Source organism: Croceibacterium sp. TMG7-5b_MA50 (assembly GCF_039830145.1).
Taxonomy (GTDB): domain Bacteria; phylum Pseudomonadota; class Alphaproteobacteria; order Sphingomonadales; family Sphingomonadaceae; genus Croceibacterium.
In genome coordinates, this window is the sequence record NZ_CP156082.1 from 598,028 (window position 1) to 619,232 (window position 21,205).

At 68.7% G+C, this 21,205-nt stretch carries 17 protein-coding genes; 9 read left to right on the top strand and 8 right to left on the bottom strand.

Annotated elements, in window-relative coordinates; translation table 11 throughout:
- The first annotated feature begins 14 nt into the window (after positions 1 to 14).
- Both V5740_RS03015 and V5740_RS03020 read left to right on the top strand, forming a co-directional pair.
- Entirely contained in the window at positions 15 to 281 is a 267-nt protein-coding gene (locus V5740_RS03015; protein WP_347303611.1) for a hypothetical protein, read from the top strand.
- A 1-nt stretch (position 282) separates the two neighbouring features.
- The gene (locus V5740_RS03020; RefSeq protein ID WP_347303612.1) at positions 283 to 1,458 is read left to right on the top strand and encodes a cupin domain-containing protein; all 1,176 of its coding nucleotides are present in this window, start codon (positions 283 to 285) and stop codon (positions 1,456 to 1,458) included.
- On the opposite strand, the gene V5740_RS03025 is transcribed toward V5740_RS03020, so the two are convergent.
- The 3 genes from V5740_RS03025 to V5740_RS03035 are packed head-to-tail and all read right to left on the bottom strand — an operon-like array spanning position 1,455 to position 6,959.
- On the bottom strand, positions 1,455 to 2,006 hold the full coding sequence (locus V5740_RS03025; protein ID WP_347303613.1) for a pseudouridine synthase: 552 nt from the start codon (positions 2,004 to 2,006) through the stop codon (positions 1,455 to 1,457). The two genes, V5740_RS03020 and V5740_RS03025, sit on opposite strands and share 4 nt — an antisense overlap.
- A gap of 31 nt (positions 2,007 to 2,037) precedes the next feature.
- The gene (locus V5740_RS03030) at positions 2,038 to 5,724 is read right to left on the bottom strand and encodes an AAA family ATPase (protein WP_347303614.1); all 3,687 of its coding nucleotides are present in this window, start codon (positions 5,722 to 5,724) and stop codon (positions 2,038 to 2,040) included.
- Complete coding sequence (locus V5740_RS03035; protein WP_347303615.1) at positions 5,724 to 6,959, bottom strand: exonuclease SbcCD subunit D C-terminal domain-containing protein; 1,236 nt, start codon at positions 6,957 to 6,959, stop codon at positions 5,724 to 5,726. The genes V5740_RS03030 and V5740_RS03035 overlap by 1 nt, the downstream gene beginning before the upstream one ends.
- A 109-nt stretch (positions 6,960 to 7,068) precedes the next feature.
- On the opposite strand from V5740_RS03035, the gene V5740_RS03040 reads away from it, so the two are divergent.
- A complete protein-coding gene (locus V5740_RS03040) occupies positions 7,069 to 8,121 on the top strand; it encodes an SIS domain-containing protein (RefSeq protein WP_347303616.1) in 1,053 nt (350 codons plus the stop codon).
- A complete protein-coding gene (gene nagA / locus V5740_RS03045) occupies positions 8,118 to 9,272 on the top strand; it encodes an N-acetylglucosamine-6-phosphate deacetylase (protein WP_347303617.1) in 1,155 nt (384 codons plus the stop codon). Before V5740_RS03040 ends, nagA begins: the two co-directional genes overlap by 4 nt.
- A gap of 145 nt (positions 9,273 to 9,417) precedes the next feature.
- Here the strand turns inward: nagA and V5740_RS03050 are convergent, their stop codons facing one another.
- Genes V5740_RS03050 through rlmN form a run of 3 tightly spaced genes read right to left on the bottom strand, consistent with a single transcriptional unit; the run spans position 9,418 to position 14,158 of the window.
- Positions 9,418 to 11,913, bottom strand: a complete 2,496-nt coding sequence (locus V5740_RS03050; RefSeq protein ID WP_347303618.1) for an alkaline phosphatase PhoX — start codon at positions 11,911 to 11,913, stop codon at positions 9,418 to 9,420.
- Between the two features lie 54 nt (positions 11,914 to 11,967).
- Entirely contained in the window at positions 11,968 to 12,894 is a 927-nt protein-coding gene (locus tag V5740_RS03055) for a septation protein IspZ (protein ID WP_347303619.1), read from the bottom strand.
- Between the two features lie 22 nt (positions 12,895 to 12,916).
- Positions 12,917 to 14,158, bottom strand: coding sequence for a 23S rRNA (adenine(2503)-C(2))-methyltransferase RlmN (rlmN, locus tag V5740_RS03060; protein ID WP_347303620.1), 1,242 nt, complete (start codon positions 14,156 to 14,158; stop codon positions 12,917 to 12,919).
- Positions 14,159 to 14,387: 229 nt separating this feature from the next.
- On the opposite strand from rlmN, the gene V5740_RS03065 reads away from it, so the two are divergent.
- From V5740_RS03065 to V5740_RS03075, 3 genes are all read left to right on the top strand, one after another.
- The gene (locus V5740_RS03065; RefSeq protein WP_347303621.1) at positions 14,388 to 15,047 is read left to right on the top strand and encodes an outer membrane beta-barrel protein; all 660 of its coding nucleotides are present in this window, start codon (positions 14,388 to 14,390) and stop codon (positions 15,045 to 15,047) included.
- 118 nt (positions 15,048 to 15,165) lie between these two features.
- The gene (locus V5740_RS03070; RefSeq protein WP_347303622.1) at positions 15,166 to 15,927 is read left to right on the top strand and encodes an EAL domain-containing protein; all 762 of its coding nucleotides are present in this window, start codon (positions 15,166 to 15,168) and stop codon (positions 15,925 to 15,927) included.
- A 50-nt stretch (positions 15,928 to 15,977) separates the two neighbouring features.
- A complete protein-coding gene (locus V5740_RS03075) occupies positions 15,978 to 17,156 on the top strand; it encodes a patatin-like phospholipase family protein (RefSeq protein ID WP_347303623.1) in 1,179 nt (392 codons plus the stop codon).
- Here the strand turns inward: V5740_RS03075 and V5740_RS03080 are convergent.
- Positions 17,146 to 17,622, bottom strand: coding sequence for a GreA/GreB family elongation factor (locus tag V5740_RS03080; protein ID WP_347303624.1), 477 nt, complete (start codon positions 17,620 to 17,622; stop codon positions 17,146 to 17,148). The genes V5740_RS03075 and V5740_RS03080 overlap by 11 nt on opposite strands.
- 17 nt (positions 17,623 to 17,639) lie before the next feature.
- Entirely contained in the window at positions 17,640 to 19,619 is a 1,980-nt protein-coding gene (locus V5740_RS03085) for a lytic transglycosylase domain-containing protein (protein WP_347303625.1), read from the bottom strand.
- 100 nt (positions 19,620 to 19,719) lie between these two features.
- Between V5740_RS03085 and dapA the strand changes: the two genes are divergently transcribed.
- Together dapA and smpB are read left to right on the top strand one after the other, a co-directional pair.
- A complete protein-coding gene (gene dapA, locus V5740_RS03090) occupies positions 19,720 to 20,601 on the top strand; it encodes a 4-hydroxy-tetrahydrodipicolinate synthase (protein WP_347304426.1) in 882 nt (293 codons plus the stop codon).
- A 57-nt stretch (positions 20,602 to 20,658) separates the two neighbouring features.
- Entirely contained in the window at positions 20,659 to 21,141 is a 483-nt protein-coding gene (gene smpB / locus V5740_RS03095) for an SsrA-binding protein SmpB (protein ID WP_347303626.1), read from the top strand.
- Positions 21,142 to 21,205: the final 64 nt, after the last annotated feature.

Below are 21,205 nucleotides of genomic sequence, written 5' to 3' on the forward strand. Positions count from 1 at the left end.
CTAGCAGGCGGCGCATGAACTTCGACGATCTGCTCGCCCGCTATTTCGGTTCCGCCGATCTCGCCACCGTGCCGCCGGCGGCGCAGGCCGCCGGGATCGAGAAGATGCGTGTCGATCTGGGGCTGGAGCAGGACCGGCCCAAGCGCTTCGCCCTGTGGTGCCTGCTGTACCTGATGGGCGCCGCACCCGACCTGGATATCGCCTTCAAGCAGGAGGAGGACCGCGAAGCGGCGCGCAATTTCATGGACCTGGCGGCGACCGCCCCGGAGGCGGAGGGCTGAGATGATGGACCCCGCCCGCCTCGACCCCGCCCGTTTCGACCCCGACGCCTTCCTGCGCGATCACTGGCAGCGCCGGCCTTTGGTGCTCCGCAACCCATGGACCGGCTGGAGCAACCCGCTGCCGGCAGACGAATTGGCGGGCCTCGCCTGCGAGGCGGAGGTGGAATCGCGCCTCGTCACCGGGGCGGCGGGCGCGTGGCGGATGGAGAGCGGGCCGCTGCCCGAACACCGTTTCGCCGAACTCACCGGCGCGCCCTGGACCCTGCTGGTGCAGGCGGTAGATCAGCACGTGCCGGAGGTCGCCGCCCTGATTGCGGCGTTCCGCTTCATCCCCGACTGGCGGATCGACGACGTGATGGTCAGCTACGCCACGGCCGGCGGCGGGGTCGGGCCGCATTTCGACCAGTACGACGTGTTCCTGATCCAGGGCGCGGGCCGGCGCCGGTGGCAGCTTGGCGGACGGTGCGACGATGGCACCCCGCTGCTGCCGCATCCCGATCTGCGCCTGCTCGCCGACTTCGGGGTCGAGGAGGAATGGCTGCTGGAACCCGGCGACATCCTCTACATCCCTCCCGGCATCGCGCATGACGGCGTGGCGCTGGATGACGAGTGCATGACCTATTCGATCGGCTTCCGCGCGCCATCGCGGGCGGAACTGATCGAGGGCTGGACTGACCACCTGCTGGATGCGCTGGGCGATGACGCGCGGGAGGATGACCGCTACGCCGATCCCGGCCTCCCGCGGCAGGACAATCCGGGGGAGATCACCCCCGATGCGCTCGCCCGGCTCCAGTCCATGGCGACTGCGGCACTGCTGGATGCGGAGGGCTTCGCCCGCTGGTTCGGGCAGCACAGCACGCGGCCAAAGTATCCGGACATCGACTGGCGACCCGAACGGGAGCTGGCGGCCGACGACATCCGCGCCGCCATCGCGGCCGGTGCGCCGCTGGTCCGCAACCCGGCCGCGCGGATGTCCTTCATCCGGCAGGGCGGAACGGATCTGCTGCTGTTCGTGAACGGCACCTGCCTGCCCTGCACGGGCTCCGCCGCCACGCTTGCCGAACGGCTCTGCGCTGCGGGTGGCGAGCCGGTCCGGCCGGGGACGGTGGACGATGCCGCCCTTAGCCTCTTGCTGGCGCTGGTGAACGACGGTGCGGCGGGGTTCGACGCGGACTAGAGCCGCGCCGCGACTTCCCGCCAGGTGCCGGGGGCGAGATCGGCCAGCGTCCATGGCCCGACCGACCAGCGTACCAGCCGCAGCGTGGGATGGCCGACCGCCGCCGTCATCCGCCTGACCTGCCGGTTACGGCCTTCGCGGATGGTGATCGCCAGCCAGCCATCGGGCACGGTCTTGCGGTAACGGACCGGCGGATCGCGCGGCCAGAGATCGGGCGCGGCAATCCGCGCGACCTGTGCCGGGCGGGTCACGCCATCCTTCAGCGTCACCCCGGCGGCAAGCTGCCGCAGCGCCTCCTCCCCGACCTCGCCTTCCACCTGCACCCAGTATGTCTTCTCCAGCTTGAACCGCGGATCGGCGATGCGCGCCTGCAATCGCCCATCGTCGCACAGCAGCAGCAGCCCCTCGCTGTCGCGGTCTAGCCGGCCGGCGGGGTAGACACCCGGCACCGGGACGAAGTCCGACAGCGTCGCCCGCGCCCCGTCGCTGCCGTCGGTGAATTGCGACAGCACGCCATATGGCTTGTTGAACAGGATCAGCCGGCCCATGCGCGGCGCCTAGCCAAGATGGTGATGCCCCTCAATCCACCATCACCGCCAGCGTGCTGCACCCGCCGCTGGCGGGGGTGACCACCACCTTCACCGGGATGCGTTCCTTCAGCTCCTCCACATGGCTGATGATGCCTACCCGGCGCCCCTCGCCGTGCAATTGTTCCAGCACGCCGATCGCCTGGCCCAGGCTGGCGCTGTCGAGCGCGCCGAAGCCTTCGTCGATGAACAGGCTCTCAATCCGCACGCCGCGTCCGGTGGACATCTCCGCCAGCCCCAGCGCCAGCGCCAGACTGACCAGGAAGCGTTCGCCGCCCGACAGGTTCTGCAGGCCCCGCCGCTGCCCGCCCATGGCGATATCGACCACCTCGATCAGCATGTCGCCGCCATCGCCGCGCAACAGCTGATACCGGCCCTTCAGATCGGCCAGGCGGTGATTGGCGGCATCGAGCAGCCGGTCGAGTGTCAGCCCCTGTGCCCAGTTGCGGAACCGCTTGCCTTCCCGGTCGCCGATCAGTGTGTCCACCTGTTCCCACACCCGGCCCGCTTCCCGCGCGGCGGACAGCTCCGCGCGAAGCTGGGCGGTGGCGGCCCGTACCTCGTCATCACGGCGCAGCCGGTAATCGAGATCGCTGCGCGCCGTCTCCGCCGCCTGCAACGCGCCGGCCGCATCGGCCAGGCGGGTGGGCAGGTCGGCGGTATCCTGCGCCGGCGCGGCCTGCCGGTGCTGCGCCAGATCGCCCCGCCGCGCGTCCAGCATGGTCGCCGCTGCCGCAACTGCCCGGTCCAGTGCGGCAAGAGCCTCGCCCTCAGCGACGAGAGCGGCCTCACCAGTCTCGGCCACGGCCGTCACTTCGTTCCGGGTCAGGCCATCCGCCGCCAGCGCGGCGTCCAGCCGCTCCTCCCGGTCCACATGGTCGCGCTCGGCAGCGGACAGGGTACGCCGCCCTTCTTCCACGCGCGTCCGGGCGGCGGTCGCGCGGGTCTGCGCCTCGGCCAGGGTCGCTGCAGCCGACCGTTCCGCCTGCGCGGCATTCGCGCTCGCGCCGGCAATGCGCGCCGCCACTGCGTCCGCCGCTTCCCCGCCCAGCAGGGCGGCACGATCTGCGGCAAGGCGGGTCCGATGTCCGCTCGCCTCGGCATGGGCATGCTCGGCGGTGGACAGATCGCGCGCCGCATTGGCCGCATCGCGCCCCGCTGCCGCGCTGGCGGCGGCATGGCCGGGCAGAGCGGCGGTAAGCGCGGCATGTTCCTGCGCCGCAGTGCGCCATTGCGCCGCCAGCGCGGCCAGCCAGCCCGGCGCATCGTCCATCGCCCGCCAGTCGCCCAGCGGCGCCAGCAGCGTGTCGAGCGCGCCGCCCAGCCGGCGCTGCTCCGCCGTGGCATCCACCAGCGGCCGCTCCGCCTGCATCAGGGCGTCACGCGCGGTCTGCTCGGCAGCGGCGGCCCGCGCCTGCCGATCGCGCGCGGCATCATGGGCGATGCCTGCCTCGCGCTCGGCCGTGCGGGCCTGCCGTGCCGCCTCGGCCGCCTGTGCGCCTTCGGTCCGTTCGGCGGTGAGAGTCGTCAGGCGACTGGCGATGACGGCGGGCAGTGCGGGATCGTCCGCCAGTCCCACGGCGGAGAGCGCGTTGGCAAGGGCTTGCGCTGCCCCTTGCTGGTCCGACAGGCTGGCGGTGTGGCGCTGCCCGGCGACGGCGTGCTGCCGTCGCCATTCCTCAAGGTCGCGCGCAGTCCCCGCCAGTTGACTGTCGAGCACCGCCAGCCGGAGGCGCGCCTCCTCGCGTTCCTCCGCCAGCTTGGTCGCGCGGTCCCGCGCGGCAGTCACTGCGTCGTCCAGCACGGCATCGAGCGCCTGCAACGGATGCTCGACGGCGCCGCAGACGGGGCAGGGCGCGCCATCCACCAGCGCGGCGCGCAGGCGGGCGGCGGCATCGCTGGCGGTGAGGCTGGCGCGTTCGGCGGCCTGCGCCGCTTCATCGGCCCGCGCGCTCAAGGCCGGCTGCGCGGCAACAAGGCCGGACCTTTCCTGCTCCCCTGCGTCCTGCAACGCGGCGGCGGCATCGATCCGGCCGGCGAGGTCAGCCAACATGCCCTGCGCCTCCGTCACCCGTCCGGCAGCGTGCGTTGCGGCCAGATGGCAGCGTTCGGCGGCAAGCAGCGCGTCGCGCTCGTCATCCAGGGCGGCCATGCGTGCGGACGGCGGCAACGCGCCCTCGGCTACGCTCAACGCCTCGACGGCGGCGGCGCGTGCCGCCTGCGCCTCCGCCAGCATCGCGTCGGCACCCTCGCGCTCGCGCTGCGCGTGCCGCAGTCCCGCTTGAGCATCCGCCTGGGTGGTCTCCAGCGCCATGATGCGCGCATGGCTGTCGCCATGGACGGCGAGATCGCCCAGCAATTCGCGTTCCTGCCGCGCGAGGCGTTCCAGCGGCGCATGGTCGCGCTGCCAGTCGGTCAGCTCCGCCAGCCGCTTCTGGGCATCGGCGAACGCCCGCTGTGCGGCGCCGGCAGCGTGCTGCGCGTCGGCATTCGCCTGCCGTCGGCCGGCAAGCGCGGCGGCAGCCTGCGACACCTGCTCGCCCGCTGCCGCCAGTGCGCGATCGGCGGCGCGCGCCTGTTCAAGCAGCGGCGCGGCGGCGCGCTCCGCCGCCTGCGCGTCGGCCAGCAGAGTATGGGCGGTGCGATGATCGGCTTCTGCAACGGCCAGCGCGCTGCCCGCCTGTGCCTCCTCCGCCATCAGCCGGTCCAGCGCCGCCGCCGCCTCGCGCTGCTGCGCGGCGCTGTGGGCCAGATGCTGCCAGGCGGGCGCATGGGCGTATGCCCGGCGGCGTCGCGCTAGCGCGTCCCGCCGCTGCGCCGCGTCCGCCTGCCTCGTCAGCGCGGCCCGATGCTGCTCCCCCGCCTCCTCCTCCAGCGCCGCGAGCTGCGCCAGCCGGTCGTGCCAGTCGCGGATGGCCTGAAGGGCGGCGTGAGCCGATGCCGCCGCATCGTGCGCCTGCCCGGCGGCGACGAACTCGCCCTCCAGCACGGTGCGTTCCTCATCGCTGAGGCCCTGCTGCGCGGCGATGCGGGCCTCGATCGCGGCCTGCGCCTCCCGTTCCTGCCGCGCGCGGGCGAACGCCGCCTGGCCCAGCCGGGTGTAGATGTCAGCGCCGGTCAGCCGCTCCAGCAATTGCGCCCGCTCGTCGCCCGACGCCTTGATGAACGCCTCGAACTCACCCTGCGCCAGCACCACCGCGCGGCCGAACTGGTCGGCGTTGAGGCCCAGCAGCCGCACGATCTCCGCTTTGGTCTCGACCTTCTTGCCGCCCAGCCGCTCCCCACTGTGGAGGCAATGGAGTGCCAGGTCGGATTGCTGCAGGCGACCGTCCGCCTTGCCGCGCGCACGCTTGACGCTCCACCGGCTGCGGTAATGGCGACCGTCGCGCCCGGCGAAGTCGATCTCCGCGAACCCCTCCGCCGCGCCGTGGCGCAGGATCGCGCGGGCATCGCGCGGGTTAAGGTCGGCCACGGTGCCCTGCGCCGGCGCCCCGGACAGGCGCGGCACCGTATCGAACAGCGCCAGGCTCATCGCGTCGAGCAGGGTCGACTTGCCCGCACCCGTCGGCCCGGTGATGGCGAAGATGCCGGCATCGGCCAGCGCGCCCTGTTCGAAGTCGAGCGCCCACTCGCCCGCCAGACTGGCGAGGTTGCTGCCGCGGATCGCCAGGATGCGCATCAGGCGTCCACCCCGCCATGTGCGTCCGCCACCAGCGCGGCAAAGGCGCGGGCGAGTGCGTCTGCCGGCTCCCCGCCATGCGTGCGGCGATGCAGCTCGGCGAACACCGCCTCCGGCGTCAGGTCGGCCAGCTCCTGCTCGCGCGCGGCAAGGGCGGCGGGACCACTGTCGTTGCGGGCGAGGCGATGGATGCGGGTCAGGCGCACGGGCTTGCCCTGCAGCGCTGCCAGCACGTCCGCCTGCAGGCGCGGCTCGGGCCCGTCCACCAGCACGGCAACCTCCAGGAACGGCTGCGTCTCGGGATCGCCCGCCACGATGTCGAGCGCCAGCAGCTCCGCGATCACGGCGTCCAGCGGGGCGGCGGCGGCGCCCGCCGGGACCTTCAGGAACGGCACCGGGCGCGGGATCGGCAGCTCCTCGATCTCCGCGCCTGCCGGATGCAACGTCACCAGCGTCACCGAATGGCGATAATCACGCTCCGTCGCGGAGAGCGGGAAGGGCGATCCGGCATAGCGGATCGGCGCTGCGCCCGGCCCGGCGATGGTCTGCGGGCGATGCAGGTGGCCCAGCGCGACATAGGCGGCATCCGCGCCGAACAGGCTGGTCGCCTGCGCCTCCTCCCCACCCACATGGATGCGCCGTTCCGACAGTTCGGAGACGGCGCCCTCCACCACATGCAAATGCCCGCTCAGCACCAGTGGCAGCCCCCTGGCCCGGGTCACGGCATCGGCCGCGATCTTCGCATAAAGCTGCGGCAGGCCACCGGGGCCAAGGTCGCCCGGCCGGCAGAACGGCACGGCGGCGAGCCAGGCGGCCGTCTCCCCATCGGCATTGGCGAGCGGCAGGCAGATGCGCTCGCAATCGGGTCGCCGGTCGGGCGCCGACAGCGTCCGGGGCAGCGCACCCACGAAGCGGACCCGCTCGTCCACCAGGGCGCCGGGCAGGTCGATCTTAAGCGCGCTGTCATGATTGCCGCCGATCATCACGATCTGCAGCCGCGGGCACCGCGCCCGCGCCTGCGCGACGAAGCGGAACAGCCGCTGCATGGCGGCGACCGGTGGATTGGCGACGTCGTAGATGTCGCCGGTCACCAGCAGGCAATCGGCTCGCGCCTCCTCCAGCGTGTCGAGCAGCCAGGCCAGGAACGCATCATGTTCGGCCCCGCGGCCATGGCCCATCAGTTCATGGCCGAGATGCCAGTCGGAGGTATGCAGCAATCTTACCGGTGTGATCATGCCGCGTGTGTAGCCGCGTCTGCGACAGAAGTGGTCGGTCTTCTATCCCCGGCTTTTTCCGCCGCCCTTGGCGGTTGCGGACGATGCCCGTTGATGATTGAGGGGCAGCATGCCGTACGCTGAACGTGAATCGCTGATGCTGTCCGAAACGGCGGAGGCTGCCGACGCGGTGGCGCGTTTCCTGGCGCGCAATGCCCCGGCGCTCGATGCCCTGGGGCAGGATCTCCGCGCCGCCCCGCCGCCTTACGTGGTGACCTGCGCGCGCGGTTCGTCGGATCATGCGGCGACCTTCGCCAAATACCTGATCGAGACGCGGCTCGGCCGTCTCACCACCCCGGCCGCCTTTTCGACCGTGTCGCTGTACCATGCGTCCATCACCGTGCCGCCCGGCCCGGCGCCGCTCTCGCTGGCGATCTCGCAATCCGGGCGCAGCCCCGATCTGCTGGCCACGGTGGAGCGGCACAAGGCGGCAGGGATGCGGATCGTCGCGCTGGTGAATGACGAGGATTCGTCGCTCGCCGCCCTGGCGGACACGGTGCTGCCGCTTTGCGCAGGGCCGGAACTGTCGGTCGCCGCGACGAAAAGCTACCTGGCGACGCTGGCGGGCATCGCCGCGCTGGTCGCCGCCTGGGGCGCGGATACGGACCTGCGGCGTGGCCTCGCCGCTCTGCCCGGCCAGTTGCGCGTGGCCTTCAGGCAGGACTGGTCCGCCGCGATCCCGACGCTCGCCGGGGCGCCTAACCTGTTTGTCATCGGACGCGGCTACACCCTGCCGGTCGCGCAGGAGGCCGCGTTGAAGCTGAAGGAGACCTGCGGACTCCATGGGGAGGCGTTCAGCGCGGCGGAGGTCCGCCACGGCCCGATGGCGATTGTCGGGCAGGATTTCCCCATCCTCGGCTTTGCCGGTCCCGGTCCCGGCGGCGATGACGTGCGCGCCGTGGCCGCCGAATTTGCGTCGCGCGGCGCCAGGGTCTGGCTGGCCGACACGCAGGCGCCGATGGAGCCGGGCATAGGGCACCTGCCGGTGCAGTTCGCGCGGCAGGAACTGGCGCCGTTGCTGATGGCGACCAGCTTCTACCGCATGGCCAACGCCCTGTCCGCGACGCGCGGCTACGATACCGATCAGCCGCCCTTCCTGTCCAAGGTGACGCACACGCGATGACCGCCCTGTTCTGCACCAATGGCCACGTCGTGGCCGATCACGGCGCCGGTGGAGATGTCGTGCTGACACGGGCGGCCATCCGGCTGGACGGTGCGAACATCGCCGCCATTGATGCGGCCGCCGATCCGCAACCGGGGGAAGAGGTGATCGACCTTGCCGGCGGCTGGCTGCTGCCCGGCTTTGTCGATACGCAGGTAAATGGCGGCGGCGGCGTCCTGTTCAACGATGCGCCGGACGTGGATGGCATCGCCGCTATCGGCGCGGCCCATGCGCGGTTCGGCACCACCGGCTTCCTGCCCACGCTGATCAGCGACACGCCCGAACGTATCGCGATCGCGCTCAGCGCGGTGGACGCCGCCATCGCCGCCGGTGTGCCAGGCGTGCTGGGCATCCATGTCGAAGGGCCGTTCATCAACCGGGCGCGAAACGGCATCCATCCGGCCGACCGCATCCGCCCGTTGGAACCTGCCATGCTGGACCTGCTGTGCGCGCCGCGTCGGGGCATCGTGCTGCTGACGGTCGCGCCCGAATGCGTCGCCCCGGCCGATCTGATGCGGCTGGCCGCGGCGGGCGTGGTGCTGAGTGCCGGTCACAGCGATGCCACCTACGAACAGGCGATGACCGGCTTTACCGCCGGGATCAGCGGGGTGACGCACCTGTTCAACGCCATGTCGCCGCTGACCCACCGCGCGCCCGGCCTGGTCGGCGCGGCGTTCGACAGCGATGCCGTGTGCGGCATCATCGCCGACGGCCTGCATGTCTCGGCCCCGGCGCTTCGGCTGGCGATGAAGGCGATCGGCCCCGACCGGCTGATGCTGGTCACCGATGCCATGCCCGGCGTCGGCCATGCGGGCGACAGCTTCACCCTGAACGGTCGCACGATCCGCATCGTGGACGGGCGCTGTGTCGATGAACACGGCACGCTCGCCGGGGCCCACCTGGACATGGCGCGGGCGCTGCGCACCATGGCGGACCTGACGGGCGCCGATATCTCCAGCCTCAGCCGGATGGCCAGCGGCACGCCGGCCCACTTCATCGGGCTCGGGGCTCGCCTCGGCCGGCTCGCGCCGGGAATGCAGGCCGACTTCGCGATGCTGGATGCACGCTTGCAGCCGGTGCAGACCTGGATCGCCGGCCAGCGCCGGGCCTGAACCCGGCACGGGCAGGGCGGGTCTGCGACAAGGCATGCACGCCCCTCCCAACGCTGATGGGTAGGGAAGGGACGCTGGTCAGGCGAACGGCAGGTCGGGGGCAGCGTACTTCGCTGCCCCCGACCTGCCGCCGGAATACCCGTCGTCAGATACCCACGATGCCGCCATCGTCCTTCGTCACCGCGATCAGCGCGGAACGGGGGCGACCCGTGCGGTTGCCGGTCTGGCTCTGCGGCCAGTTGCTGGTCGGGCGGGCCGCGTCGCCCGCCTCGCCCGGATGCTGGATGCCGACAAAGATCGTGCGCCCGTCGGGGGTGCTGTCGATGCCGGTGATCTCGCATTCGGTTGGGCCAACCAGGAAGCGCTTGACCGTCGCCGGGGTCGCGTTCGCGCCCACGATGGTCGCCTGCTGCGCCGTGGCGCCGCCCGCCCCGCGATTGGTGATCGTGCGCGCGCCGCCATCGCCGACCCGGCCGGGCAGGGTGGCCAGCATCTGGTTGTTGGTGCGATCGGTCATCGCGCCGTCATCCGTCTGCAGCCACATCAGCGGCCGACCCTGACCCGCCGGGTTGGTGGGGCGGGAGAAGTACAGGCCGTCCGGGCTGGAGAACGAATTGCTGTCGTCCAGGCCGGAGATATTCACGTTGACCGGATCGGCATCCACATTGTCCGCCCCGAACAGGTAGATGTCCCAGGTGAAGGCGGTGGCGGCGGCGCTGTTGCCGTTCTCCCGCAGGCGGATGATGTGGCCGTTGGGATTGCCCAGCTGCGATACCGTGGCGTTCTCGTCCAGATCGGGCGCGCCGGCCGGGCGGCGCGGATCGTTGTAGTGCCGCGGATTGGCCGCGTCGGTGCCGTTCAGCGGGCGGGCGGTGGCGTTGGAATTGGTCAGCGTCAGGTAGATCTCGCCATTGGCGGGATTTACGCCGGTCCATTCCGGCCGGTCCATCGGCGTGGCGCGCACCGCATCGGCGGCGAGGCGCGTGTTGACGCAGATGTCCGCCTGGCTGGCGAAGGTGTAGGCCGGCTCGACGCCCACGGCCGGACGGGCCGGCACCTGGCCGAAGACCAGCGGCACCCAGGTGCCCGTGCCGTCCGCGTTGAAGCGGGCGACATGCAGCGTACCGGTGTCGAGATACTTGTCGCCGATCGCCAGCGGATCGGTCGCGCTGGCATCCGCCGGCGTCCAGTTCGCGGCCGACACGAACTTGTACAGGTATTCGCCGCGCGAATCGTCACCCATGTAGACGGCGATCGGCTGGCCGGAGACCGGCAGACCCATCCACGCGCCTTCATGGCCGAACCGGCCCAGCGCCGTGCGCTTGCGCGGGGCGGCGGCGGGATTGTACGGGTCGATCTCGACCACCCAGCCATACTGGTTGGGTTCGTTGCGGTAATCGGCGGTGGCGCTGGCGCCGGTCGCCCGCGCGTCCCACTTGCGGAAGATGTCCTCGCCGCTCGCCACCGTGGACCAGGCATAGCTGCCGATGGAGCTGGTGACGCCATAGCGGCGCAGGCTGGTCAACTCACGCGCGGTGCGATTGTTGTTGTCGCTGGTGGCGCCGCTGTTGGGGCGGCGGAAGTAACCGGCCCAGTTCTCCTCGCACGTCAGGTACGTCGCCCACAGCGATACGCCGATCGCGCAATTGTTGATCGTGCCGCGGCCGTTGGTGCCCGCGGGCGAGAAGACGGTGCGCAGGAAATCGGTGCCGCGCGCCGGGCCATTCATCACGGTCGGGGTGTTGGGCGTGATCCGCCGGTTGAAACTGCTGTTCTGCACCCACGTCCACTGGCGGTTGCCGGTGTCGCGGATCTCCGTGACGGCGACGCCATGCGCCTCGATCTCGATCAGCGCCTCGCTTGCCGGACGCGGGCCGCTTGCCGCGTTGGTGGAACCGTTCGGGTGCAGGTACTGGTTGTCGATGTTCTCGTGGTTCTGCGCGATCAGCCCGCGGGTGGAGGAGGTGAGATCCTTCTGCCCGGCGGCGTTCAGGCCGAAATAGGCAAGGCCGTCGTGATGATCGCCGATGCGCTGCGCCCAGTTGGTGTCGGTCCCGTCATTGGCGAAGGCCGGCACGCCGGCGGCGATCGGGTCGCCTTTCTTCATCAGCACCGTCACGCTGTAGCCGGTCGGCACGGTGACCACGTCGTTGCGGTTCTTGGCGACGGCGGTGAAGGCCAGCGTCGCCGGGGTTACGGTGATCACGGTGCTGTCGGTGGCGGTGCTGCCGCCGCTCGACGCGCCGTAGGTGAAGGTCAGCTGCGTGTCCTGCGCGACGCCCGGCGCCAGGAAGGTGACGGTGTCGCCGCTGCCGGTCAGCGTGACCGCCGGGCCGCCGGTCTGCGCCCACGCGGTGCCGTTGGCGCCGGTCGCCGAACCCGTCAGCGTGACCGTGCGGCCGGCGGCGACGGTGGCATCCTGCCCGGCATTGACGGTCGGCGCATCCGCCGCATCGTCGTCACCGCAGGCGGCCAGCAGGCTGGTGCCCAGGAACGCGGCGACGGACGCCTGCAGGGTGCCCATGATCGTCTGCCGGCGATTGAACCGCTCGGCCGCCATGCTCTCCAGCGAGCGGCTGCCCATCGTGTTGGTGTCGGTATCGCCGTCCCAATAACCGCGATGATCGAGCTGGTTGTCCATCTGCACTGCCCCCCAAGTGAATTGATGGGGCTGCGCTATCGTTGCAGTGTTACATCATTTCGCTATTGGCGAGACAGTTTTGTGACTGTTGCCTGACCGGGCGTAGCGGAACACCAGCAGCGTCATTGATGCGGCCAGGATGAAGTCGACAAAGGTGCTGTAGAACAGCCAGATATCCGTGGAGGCATATTGCGCCACGCCCCAGTTCAGCAGCGCCATGACCAGGCCCAGCAGACCCAGGCCGAATGCCAATCGCCCGGGGTTTAGATCGGTGTAGGGCAGGTACCGCGCCAGCCCCTTGCCCAGCCGGTTCCCGCCCAGCAGCCCGTCACCCAGGAACAGGATGGCGCTGATCGATCCCAGGATCGTGCTGCGCATCTTCACCGCCATGTCATCCTGGAAGATCAGGGCCAGCCCGGCGGACAGCAGCAGCATGACCACTCCGAACATGGCCAGCCCGCCCAGCAGGTCCACCTTCACGAACCGCTGCACCACCACCAGCGCCAGCCCGATCACCGCCCCCGCCAACGCGGCAGTCGTCAGATCCGTCAGCTTGGCCAGAATGTAGAACAGGATGCCAAGCCCGATATCCACCAGCAACGGCACCTTGTTGGCGCTGTAGCGAGCCATGTCGACATTCGCGTCACCCGCCATCTTGCGCGCTTTTTCCGGATAGGCGATCCGCCGACCCGGATGGCTTTCATGAACGAGCTGCCCGTCGACCCGCACCGCGATACCGACATTGACCCAGTTGATGTAACCGGCCTCCACCGCCAACGGCGTGCCATCCGGCAGAGTAGTGGCGAGGTGATGGTTGCGCGTCGCCTCAACCCCCATCGCGGGCGTGCTGTCGGCTGCCCGGCGCTCGCCCGCCACCAGCAATTCGCTGTGCATGCCCTTGAAGTCGGCTCGGATCACCACCTCGCAAGCGATTCCGTCCACCGTGAACGGCCGGCGGTACCGGGCAAAGGTCAAATTCATGCGTCAGCCCCCTCGCTGCAGCCTAGGTCGTGGCGAGTTGCGCCGCCTCCCGGTCGCGTTCCGCGCGGCTGCGCTTTTCCGCTGCCGTCTTCAGCTGGCCGCAGGCAGCTTCGATATCGCGACCACGCGGCGTGCGCACCGGTGCGCTGATGCCGCCTTCGAACACGATGTCGGAGAAGCGCCGGATACGGTCAGGCGTGGAGCATTCGTAGGCCGCGCCGGGCCATGGATTGAAGGGGATCAGATTGACCTTCGCCGGCAGGTCGTAACGACGCAGCAGGCGAACCAGCTCCCGAGCGTCATCGTCGCTGTCGTTCAGCCCCTTCAGCATGACGTATTCAAAGGTGATCCGCCGCGCATTGGATGCGCCGGGATAGGCTGCACAAGCCGCCAGCAGATCCTCGATTCCGTACTTGCGGTTCAACGGCACCAGTTCGTCGCGCACTTCCTTGCGCACGGCATGAAGCGAGACGGCAAGGTTGACGCCGATCTCCTGCCCGCAGCGTTCCATCATCGGAATCACACCGCTGGTCGACAGAGTGATGCGCCGCTTGGAGAGGGCGAGCCCGTCACCATCCATGACCAATTGCAGGGCGTCGCGCACACCATCGAAATTGTAGAGCGGTTCGCCCATGCCCATCATGACGATGTTGGTCAGCAGCCGCCCATCGCTAGTGTAGCCGCCTTCATCCTCCTCGACTTCCAGCCCGGACATGGTCCCGCGCGGCCATTCGCCGAGCGCATCGCGCGCCAGCATGACCTGCCCCACGATCTCCCCCGGGGTCAGATTGCGCACCAGCCGCATGGTGCCGGTATGACAAAATGAGCAGTTGAGCGTACAGCCGACCTGGCTCGACACGCACAGTGTCCCACGGTCGGCATCGGGGATGAACACCATCTCGAAGTCATGGCCGTCGGCGGTGCGCAGCAGCCATTTGCGGGTGCCGTCAGTGGAATGCTGCGCCTCCACCACATCGGGCCGGCCGATGACGAAGCGTTCCGCAAGCCATGGCCGCATCGTCTTGGCGATGTCGGTCATCGCCTCAAAATCGGTCACACCACGATGGTACAACCAGTGGAACAGCTGCCGCGCGCGCAAGCGAGCCTGCTTCCGGTCCAGCCCGGCGCCTTCCAGCAATTCCGCAATCCGGGGTCGCGGCAGGCCGATCAGGTCGATGCGACCGTCGCTGCGCGGCGTGACCTCACGCGCGAGCGGCACGGGATCGAGCGGGCCGGGGATAGGCATCAGGGCAGTGTCTGGCATGATCGGCCGCATATAGGGCATGCGGGAACGAAAGCCAATTTGCCGCGTCGCGTGCCTTGCACTCAACGGTTCGTCGACGCGATGTTGCAGTTCGTCGATAGGTATGTGGCAAAAATGCAGCAGCATTTTCGTTGTGCTACGTTCATGAAACCAGCAAGGTGTGTCCAACATTCAACGGGTCCGCAGGCCTGAACAAGGCTGCGGATTTGGACAGTTGGAGTTTACGAATATGCACAAGGGTCTCGCACTTCTCGCCGCCGGTTCGGTCATCGCGCTTTCCGCGCCGGCCATGGCGCAAGAGAACCCGACCTTCACCGGCCCCCGCGTGGAAGCGCTGGTCGGCTACGACATCAACAAGCCCGGCAGCAGCCAGGACATCGACAATGCCGATGATCTCGACCAGTCCTTCGAAGGCGCCAGCTACGGCGTCGGCATCGGCTACGACTTTGCAGCCGGCGGTGCGCTGATCGGTGTCGAGGGCGAGTACATGGGCTCCAGCGCCGAGACCGATTACGACACCGGCGCGTTCGAGACGTTCGGCGTGAGCAATGTCGAGGCGGGCGACGACCTGTATCTGGGTCTGCGTGCCGGTATCCTGGCGAGCCCGCGCGCGCTGGTCTACGTCAAGGGTGGCTACACCAATGCCAGCTATAACGTGCTGACCAGCAATGGCACCGCCAACACCGACACCGACATCGACCTGGACGGCTGGCGCGTTGGTGCGGGTGCGGAATACGCGCTGAGCAACAACCTGTTCGTCAAGGGCGAGTACCGCTACTCGAACTACGAAGAAGGTGAGGTCGAAGGGCCGAATGGCGGCGAGAGCGACCGGTTCGACATCGACATGGACCGTCATCAGGTGATGCTGGGTCTGGGATACCGGTTCTAAAAACTGATAATTGTTTGATCGAGTTTGGCGGGCGCAGGAGTTTGACTTCTGCGCCCGTTCTCATTTGCTTAAGCCTTACATCATTATGAGTGCGCGACTTCAACAGGGGAGCGCACCGATGGGCTGCGAAGGATGCCGCGACGGCCACGATCTGGGCTTCGCGATCAGGGCGGCGTTCCAGCCGATCGTGGATCTGGAGACGGGCAAGGTGTTCGCTTACGAGGCGCTGGTCCGTGGACCGGAGGGGCAGGGCGCCGGCTGGGTGCTGGGGCAAGTGGACGACGACAATCGCTACCGCTTCGATCAGGCATGCCGCGTTGCGGCGATCACCGAAGCAGTCACCGCCGGGCTGCTGGACACCGATGCCAGGCTGTCGATCAACTTTCTGCCTAACGCCGTCTACTCCCCACAGGCCTGCATTCGCCTGACGCTGGCCACCGCGCGGGAACAGCAACTACCCACCAGCCGGCTGATGTTCGAGTTCACGGAAGGCGAGAAGCTGGATGCGGCGCATGTGCGCAACATCGTCGAAAGCTACCGCTTCCATGGCTTCACGACCGCGATCGACGATTTCGGCGCCGGATATGCCGGGCTGAACCTGCTGGCAGAGATCCAGCCGGACTGCATCAAGCTGGACATGGAACTGGTCCGCGGCATTGGCAGCCACCAACCGCGGCGGCTGATCGTCGCCTCCATGGTCCGGCTGGCGCGCGCGATGGGTATTCGCCTGGTGGCGGAAGGAATCGAGACCCATGCGGAACTGGCGACCTTGCGGCAGCTGGGTGTGAGATATGTGCAGGGGTACCTGATCGCCCGGCCGGCACTTGGCGCGCTGCCGGTGCCCGATCCCGCGGCCCTCCAGCAAGCATATGCCGCCTGAGCGAGGCCGATCCCGTTGCCAGACGGCCTGCTGCTTGCCATGCTGCGGGCATGAGACATGAAAGCCTGCAGCGTCGGCCCGATGTCCTGGTGCTGCAGGGCGGCGGCGCACTGGGTGCCTATCAGGCCGGCGTGTACGAGGCGCTGCATGCCACAGGGTTCGAACCCGACTGGGTCACCGGCATCTCCATCGGCGCGATCAACGCCGCGATCATCGCCGGCAACCCGCCGGAGCGGCGCGTCGCAAGGCTGCGGCAGTTCTGGAATTTGGTGTCGTCCGAGTGGCTGCTGCAGCCGCCGATCCCGGATGGCCGGCTGCGGCAGTTCTTCAACGAATGGGCAGCGGCAGGGATCATGGCGGGCGGCGTACCCGGCTTCTTCCGCCCCCGGTCACCGGCAGAATGGTTTTGCCTGCCCGACATGCAACCGCTGGGCGTTTATGATACCAGCCCATTGCGCGACACCCTGCTGGAGCTGGTGGATTTTGACCGGCTGAACGAAGGCGCGATGCGTTTCAGCGTCGGCGCGGTGAATGTCCGCACCGGCAATTTCGCCTATTTCGACAATCGGGATGCCGGGTGCCGGATCGGGCCGGAACATGTGATGGCGAGCGGTGCGCTGCCGCCGGGCTTCCCGCCGGTGATGATCGAGGGTGAGGCTTACTGGGATGGCGGCCTCGTCAGCAATACGCCCCTGCAATATGTACTCGACGGGTCTCCGCAGACGGACCTGACTGTGTACCAGGTGGATCTGTTTCACGCATTGGGCGACCTGCCGACCGATTTGGCGCAGGTGCTGCAGCGGGAGAAGGACATCCGCTATTCCAGCCGCACCCGGATGAACACCGACCTGCAGCAGCGGCTGGAGGAGTTGCGCCTGGCGGCTGCGCGTTTGGTGAAGAAGCTGCCGCCGGAACTGCGCGACGATGCCGATGCACAGGAACTGGCTCACCTGCCGCGCCCCGGTGCGGTGCATGTGCTGCATCTGATCAACCGGCGCGAAATGTTCGAGACGCAGAGCAAGGATTACGAGTTCAGCCGCATCACCGTGGATGGCCATTGGGCATCCGGGCTGACGGATGCGGCGGAATCGATCGGGCATGCCCTGTGGCAGGAGCGTGGCCGTTATCGCCGCGGCATCGTTACCTACGACCTGACCCATCCGGACGGACCGCAGATCCGCTGCGGCGGGGAAAGCCTCGACCCCGAGGAACTGGTCACTAATAGCTGATCGCGACGACCTCCCACTCCTTCTCGCCCGCGGGCAGGCGCACCGTGCGCAGGTCGCCCACCGCCGCACCGCGAAGGGCGCGGGCGATCGGCGCGCTCCAGCCGATGCGGTCGGCGGACGCGTCCTGCTCGTCATCCCCGACCAGCGTCAGCGTGCGCTGGTTGTCATCCTCGTCCGCAATGGTGACGGTGGCGCCGAAGAACGCTTTGCTTCGATCGGGAGTGTCGGCGGGAGTGACCACGCGGGCGGCTTTCATGCGCCGGGCGAGATTCGCGAGCTCGCGGTCGATCTCCCGCATCCGCTTGCGGCCGTAGAGATAGTCGCCGTTCTCCGACCGATCGCCATTGCCGGCGGCCCAGCTGACGATGGCGACGATCTCCGGCCGCTCGGTCCCCAGCAGGTGATCGTAGCGCGCCTTTAGCGCCAAGAGACCTGCCGGGGTAATGGGATTGCCCTGCTGCTTCATACGCGCAGGCGATATCGTCAGCGCAGGAAATCCTCCACCCCGCGCGGACGGCCGAAGGGCGCGTTCTCCGGATAAAGATGCTCGTACACCACGGCGTTCTCGATCACGCGGGTCACATAGTTCTTGGTCTCGAAGAATGGGATGCGTTCAATCCAGTCGGTCCAGGCGACGCTGCCGGTGCGCGGGTCGCCGTTGGCAGCCAGCCACTTGTTCACGTTGCCAGGTCCGGCATTGTAGGCGGCGATCGCCAGTGGCCAGCTACCATACCTAGCATACAGCCGCTGGATGTGGTTGTTGCCGAGCCGGATGTTGTAGCCGGCATCGTCGATCAGGCTGGCCTGCATGTAGGCGATGCCGGCCTTGTTCGCCTCCTCCTGAGCGGTGCCGGGCATCAGCTGCATCAGGCCACGCGCGCCCGCATGGCTGACCGCGTTCTGCGCAAACTGGCTTTCCTGCCGGCTGATGGCGTGCACCATGGTCCAATCGACACCCGGCGGCGGCATTACCGTCGGGAAGCCGACGCGGGTGAAATCGCTGTGGCCGTCCGCCACCGCGGAGTCGAGCAGGTTCACTGCCAGGTCGCGGCGTCCGATCTCCTTCGCCAGTTCCGCCACCAGCAGGTGCTCGCCCGCGGTGGTCGCGCTGTCGGCGAGCTGGCGGTAGAAGCGTATGCCGGTGCTCCACGGCGCATCGCGAGCCACTTCGCTGACGGCGGCGGTGATCGGCTGCTGGCGGAAGCGGGCGCGTTCGTCGGCACTGGGCGATGCGGCAGGAGCCGCGGCGAAGGCGGGCACCGGTCGGCCGAGTTCCTTCAACGCCAGCAAGCCATAGAAGCGGTCCGGATATTGCGCCGCCATCTCATAATAGCGCTGCGCCCCGCCGGCATCGCCGGCGCGGGCGGCGGCATAGCCTGCCCAGTAGAACCCCTTTGACCGCGTCTGGCCCGTGCGAGCGGCATTGCCGTAGCGGTAGAACAGCGGGGCAGCGCTGGCCGCATCGCCCAACTGCCACAAGGCCTGTGTGCCGCCGAGCCACACCAGCGAAGTGTAGTCGTCACGCAGCTTGTAGGCCATGCCGCTGATGTCGGCGCCGGAGGGGAACGCCTCGTCGATGCGGGCGGCGATCGCCACGGCGGAGCGTGGATCGGCGGCGCGGGCGACGGCCAGCTGCTCCTCCACCCAGCGGGTTTGATCGAAGGGCAGGCGGCTAAGCTGCGGATGCTGCGCGGCCAGCATCACCGCCTCCCCGCTGCGATCTTCCTGCCGCAATTCACGGCTGCGATTGTACAGCCAGCCCGGATCGGACCGGGCGTTCGGATCGGCGATGGCGCCGTCGCCGCCCTGCAGGATGACAAGGCGGGCGGTGAATACCGGCTGCAGGGCGGGGCTGGTCCACCCAAGCTGGCGTTCCGCCGCGAGCCGGTTCCGCTGCCATAGCAGCGCATCCATCCGCGCGTCGTGATCGTCCTGCGTCAACTGCGCGCCGAAGCTGCCCTGGATGGCAGCGGCCGCGGTGTCGGCCATCTCGCCGCCGCGCCATGCGGCGCGCGCGATCTCCACCGCGTCACCCGGACGCACCGACATCAGCGCCAGCGCATATTGACCGCGCGCGGCATTGGTCTGCGGCGGAAAGCGATCGAAGAAGGCGACCAGTCGCGCCGGATCGGCGTATTCCTGGCTCAGCCGTCCCTCGGCAAAGCCGCGAAGGCGTGTCTCATCAGGGAAACCAGGATATTGCAGCAGGAAGTTGCTGTAATCCGTGAACGAGAAATTGCCGCCCCCGCTCAACGCCTGCCATTGCGCGATGACCCCGGCCATAGGTCCGGGCTGCGCGGCGACAAGCTGCGCGCGATTGCGGTCGTATTCGGCTGCGACGGCTGCGGCATCGCCGTTGCCGACGGCTGGGGGGGCGATGACCTGGGCCATCGCAGGAGCGGGAAGAGCGAACGCGCCGGCCAGCAGCAGCGCGGCGAAACGGTGGGTAAGCATGCTGGACATCGTGCCGGGCGGGTCCTTATCAGGCGCTTAACGAAATGGGGCGGGCGGGCACACGGACTGCGCCGCGCGCATGGGTAACGGACAAGACGAAAGCGGCGCAATGTTCTCTGGCTCAATTCCTGCACTTGTCACGCCATTTCGCGATGGAGCCGTGGATGAGAGCGCATTGCACCGGCTGGTCGACTGGCAGATCGCCAGCGGCTCCGCCGCGCTGGTCGTCTGCGGCACCACGGGCGAGGCATCGACGCTGGACAATGAGGAGCATCACCGGGTCATCGGCCTCGTCGTCGAGTTCGCGAACGGTCGGGTGCCGGTGATTGCCGGCTGCGGCAGCAACGACACACGCACCGCGTTGTGGCATCTGGAAGAGGCGCAGAAGCTGGGCGCCGACGCCGCCTTGTGCGTCGCCCCATATTACAACCGGCCGAGCCAGGCCGGGTTGCTGGCACATTTCAGCGCACTGGCGGATGCGTGCGACCTGCCGATCATGCTTTACAACGTTCCCGGACGTACGGTCACCGACATGCTGCCTGAGACGGTGGCGGAACTGCACCGCCGCCATCCCGACCGCATCACGTCCGTCAAGGATGCGAGCGGCGACCTGACCCGCGTGGTCACGCACCGGCTGCTGGCCGGACAAGGACTATGTCAGTTGTCGGGGGACGATCCGCTGGCTCTTGCCGGGCGGATACTGGGCCAGACCGGCTGCGTCTCCGTCACCGCCAATGTCGCGCCCGCTTTGTGCGCCAGGTTCCAGGATGCATGCGACCGCGGCGATTGGGACACGGCACGGGCGCTGAACGACCGCCTGTTCCCGCTGCATCGCGCGTTGTTCGCCGATGCCAGCCCCGCGCCGACGAAGTATGCGCTGGCACGACTGCACGACTGGCTGACGGAGGATGTTCGCCTGCCAATCGTGCCGTGCGGCGAAGCGGCGCGCGCGGCCGTGGATGCGGCGCTGGCGGGACTCGAACTCGTCTGATTTAGCGGCCAGCGGGGCTTTCGCGACGGGCCGCTTCATCCTACATGCCGCGGTCCCATGGCCAGACCCAAACCCGCCACCTTCGACAAGCAGAAGACCGTTGCCGAGAACCGGCGCGCTAAGTTCGACTACTTCATCGAAGAAACCTTTGAGGCCGGCATCGCGCTAAGCGGGACGGAGGTGAAGAGCCTGCGCGGCGGCGAGGGCTCAATCGCCGAAAGCTACGCCCAGGTGCATGATGGCGAGGCGTGGCTGATCAACGCCAACGTGCCCGAATTCAGCCACGGCAATCGCTTCAACCACGAGCCGAAGCGTCCGCGCAAGTTGCTGCTGCACGAACGCGAGATCGAGAAGATGATCGGCGCCGTCGAGCGCAAGGGGATGACGCTTATTCCCCTGTCGGTCTACTTCAACAGTCGCGGGCGGGCGAAGGTCGAACTGGCGCTGGCCCGCGGCAAGCAGGTGCATGACAAGCGCCAGACCATCAAGGATCGCGACTGGAAGCGAGACAAGGCGCGCCTGATGCGCGAGCGCGGCTGACCTGATGCGAGGCGCTTCCGTCGGCATGGCAAAGGTGTAAAGGCCCGGCGCATGGCAGAGGGCG

Bases quoted from the DNA above. Each gene is read 5' to 3' on its own strand.
- V5740_RS03085 (WP_347303625.1), bottom strand. From the start codon at position 19,619: ATGTCCAGCATGCTTACCCACCGTTTCGCCGCGCTGCTGCTGGCCGGC.
- smpB (WP_347303626.1), top strand. From the start codon at position 20,659: ATGGCCAGACCCAAACCCGCCACCTTCGACAAGCAGAAGACCGTTGCC.
- V5740_RS03040 (WP_347303616.1), top strand. From the start codon at position 7,069: ATGCCGTACGCTGAACGTGAATCGCTGATGCTGTCCGAAACGGCGGAG.
- V5740_RS03065 (WP_347303621.1), top strand. From the start codon at position 14,388: ATGCACAAGGGTCTCGCACTTCTCGCCGCCGGTTCGGTCATCGCGCTT.
- V5740_RS03080 (WP_347303624.1), bottom strand. From the start codon at position 17,622: ATGAAGCAGCAGGGCAATCCCATTACCCCGGCAGGTCTCTTGGCGCTA.
- V5740_RS03055 (WP_347303619.1), bottom strand. From the start codon at position 12,894: ATGAATTTGACCTTTGCCCGGTACCGCCGGCCGTTCACGGTGGACGGA.
- V5740_RS03075 (WP_347303623.1), top strand. From the start codon at position 15,978: ATGAGACATGAAAGCCTGCAGCGTCGGCCCGATGTCCTGGTGCTGCAG.
- V5740_RS03050 (WP_347303618.1), bottom strand. From the start codon at position 11,913: ATGGACAACCAGCTCGATCATCGCGGTTATTGGGACGGCGATACCGAC.
- V5740_RS03030 (WP_347303614.1), bottom strand. From the start codon at position 5,724: ATGCGCATCCTGGCGATCCGCGGCAGCAACCTCGCCAGTCTGGCGGGC.
- V5740_RS03035 (WP_347303615.1), bottom strand. From the start codon at position 6,959: ATGATCACACCGGTAAGATTGCTGCATACCTCCGACTGGCATCTCGGC.
- dapA (WP_347304426.1), top strand. From the start codon at position 19,720: ATGTTCTCTGGCTCAATTCCTGCACTTGTCACGCCATTTCGCGATGGA.
- rlmN (WP_347303620.1), bottom strand. From the start codon at position 14,158: ATGCCAGACACTGCCCTGATGCCTATCCCCGGCCCGCTCGATCCCGTG.
- nagA (WP_347303617.1), top strand. From the start codon at position 8,118: ATGACCGCCCTGTTCTGCACCAATGGCCACGTCGTGGCCGATCACGGC.
- V5740_RS03015 (WP_347303611.1), top strand. From the start codon at position 15: ATGAACTTCGACGATCTGCTCGCCCGCTATTTCGGTTCCGCCGATCTC.
- V5740_RS03025 (WP_347303613.1), bottom strand. From the start codon at position 2,006: ATGGGCCGGCTGATCCTGTTCAACAAGCCATATGGCGTGCTGTCGCAA.
- V5740_RS03020 (WP_347303612.1), top strand. From the start codon at position 283: ATGATGGACCCCGCCCGCCTCGACCCCGCCCGTTTCGACCCCGACGCC.
- V5740_RS03070 (WP_347303622.1), top strand. From the start codon at position 15,166: ATGGGCTGCGAAGGATGCCGCGACGGCCACGATCTGGGCTTCGCGATC.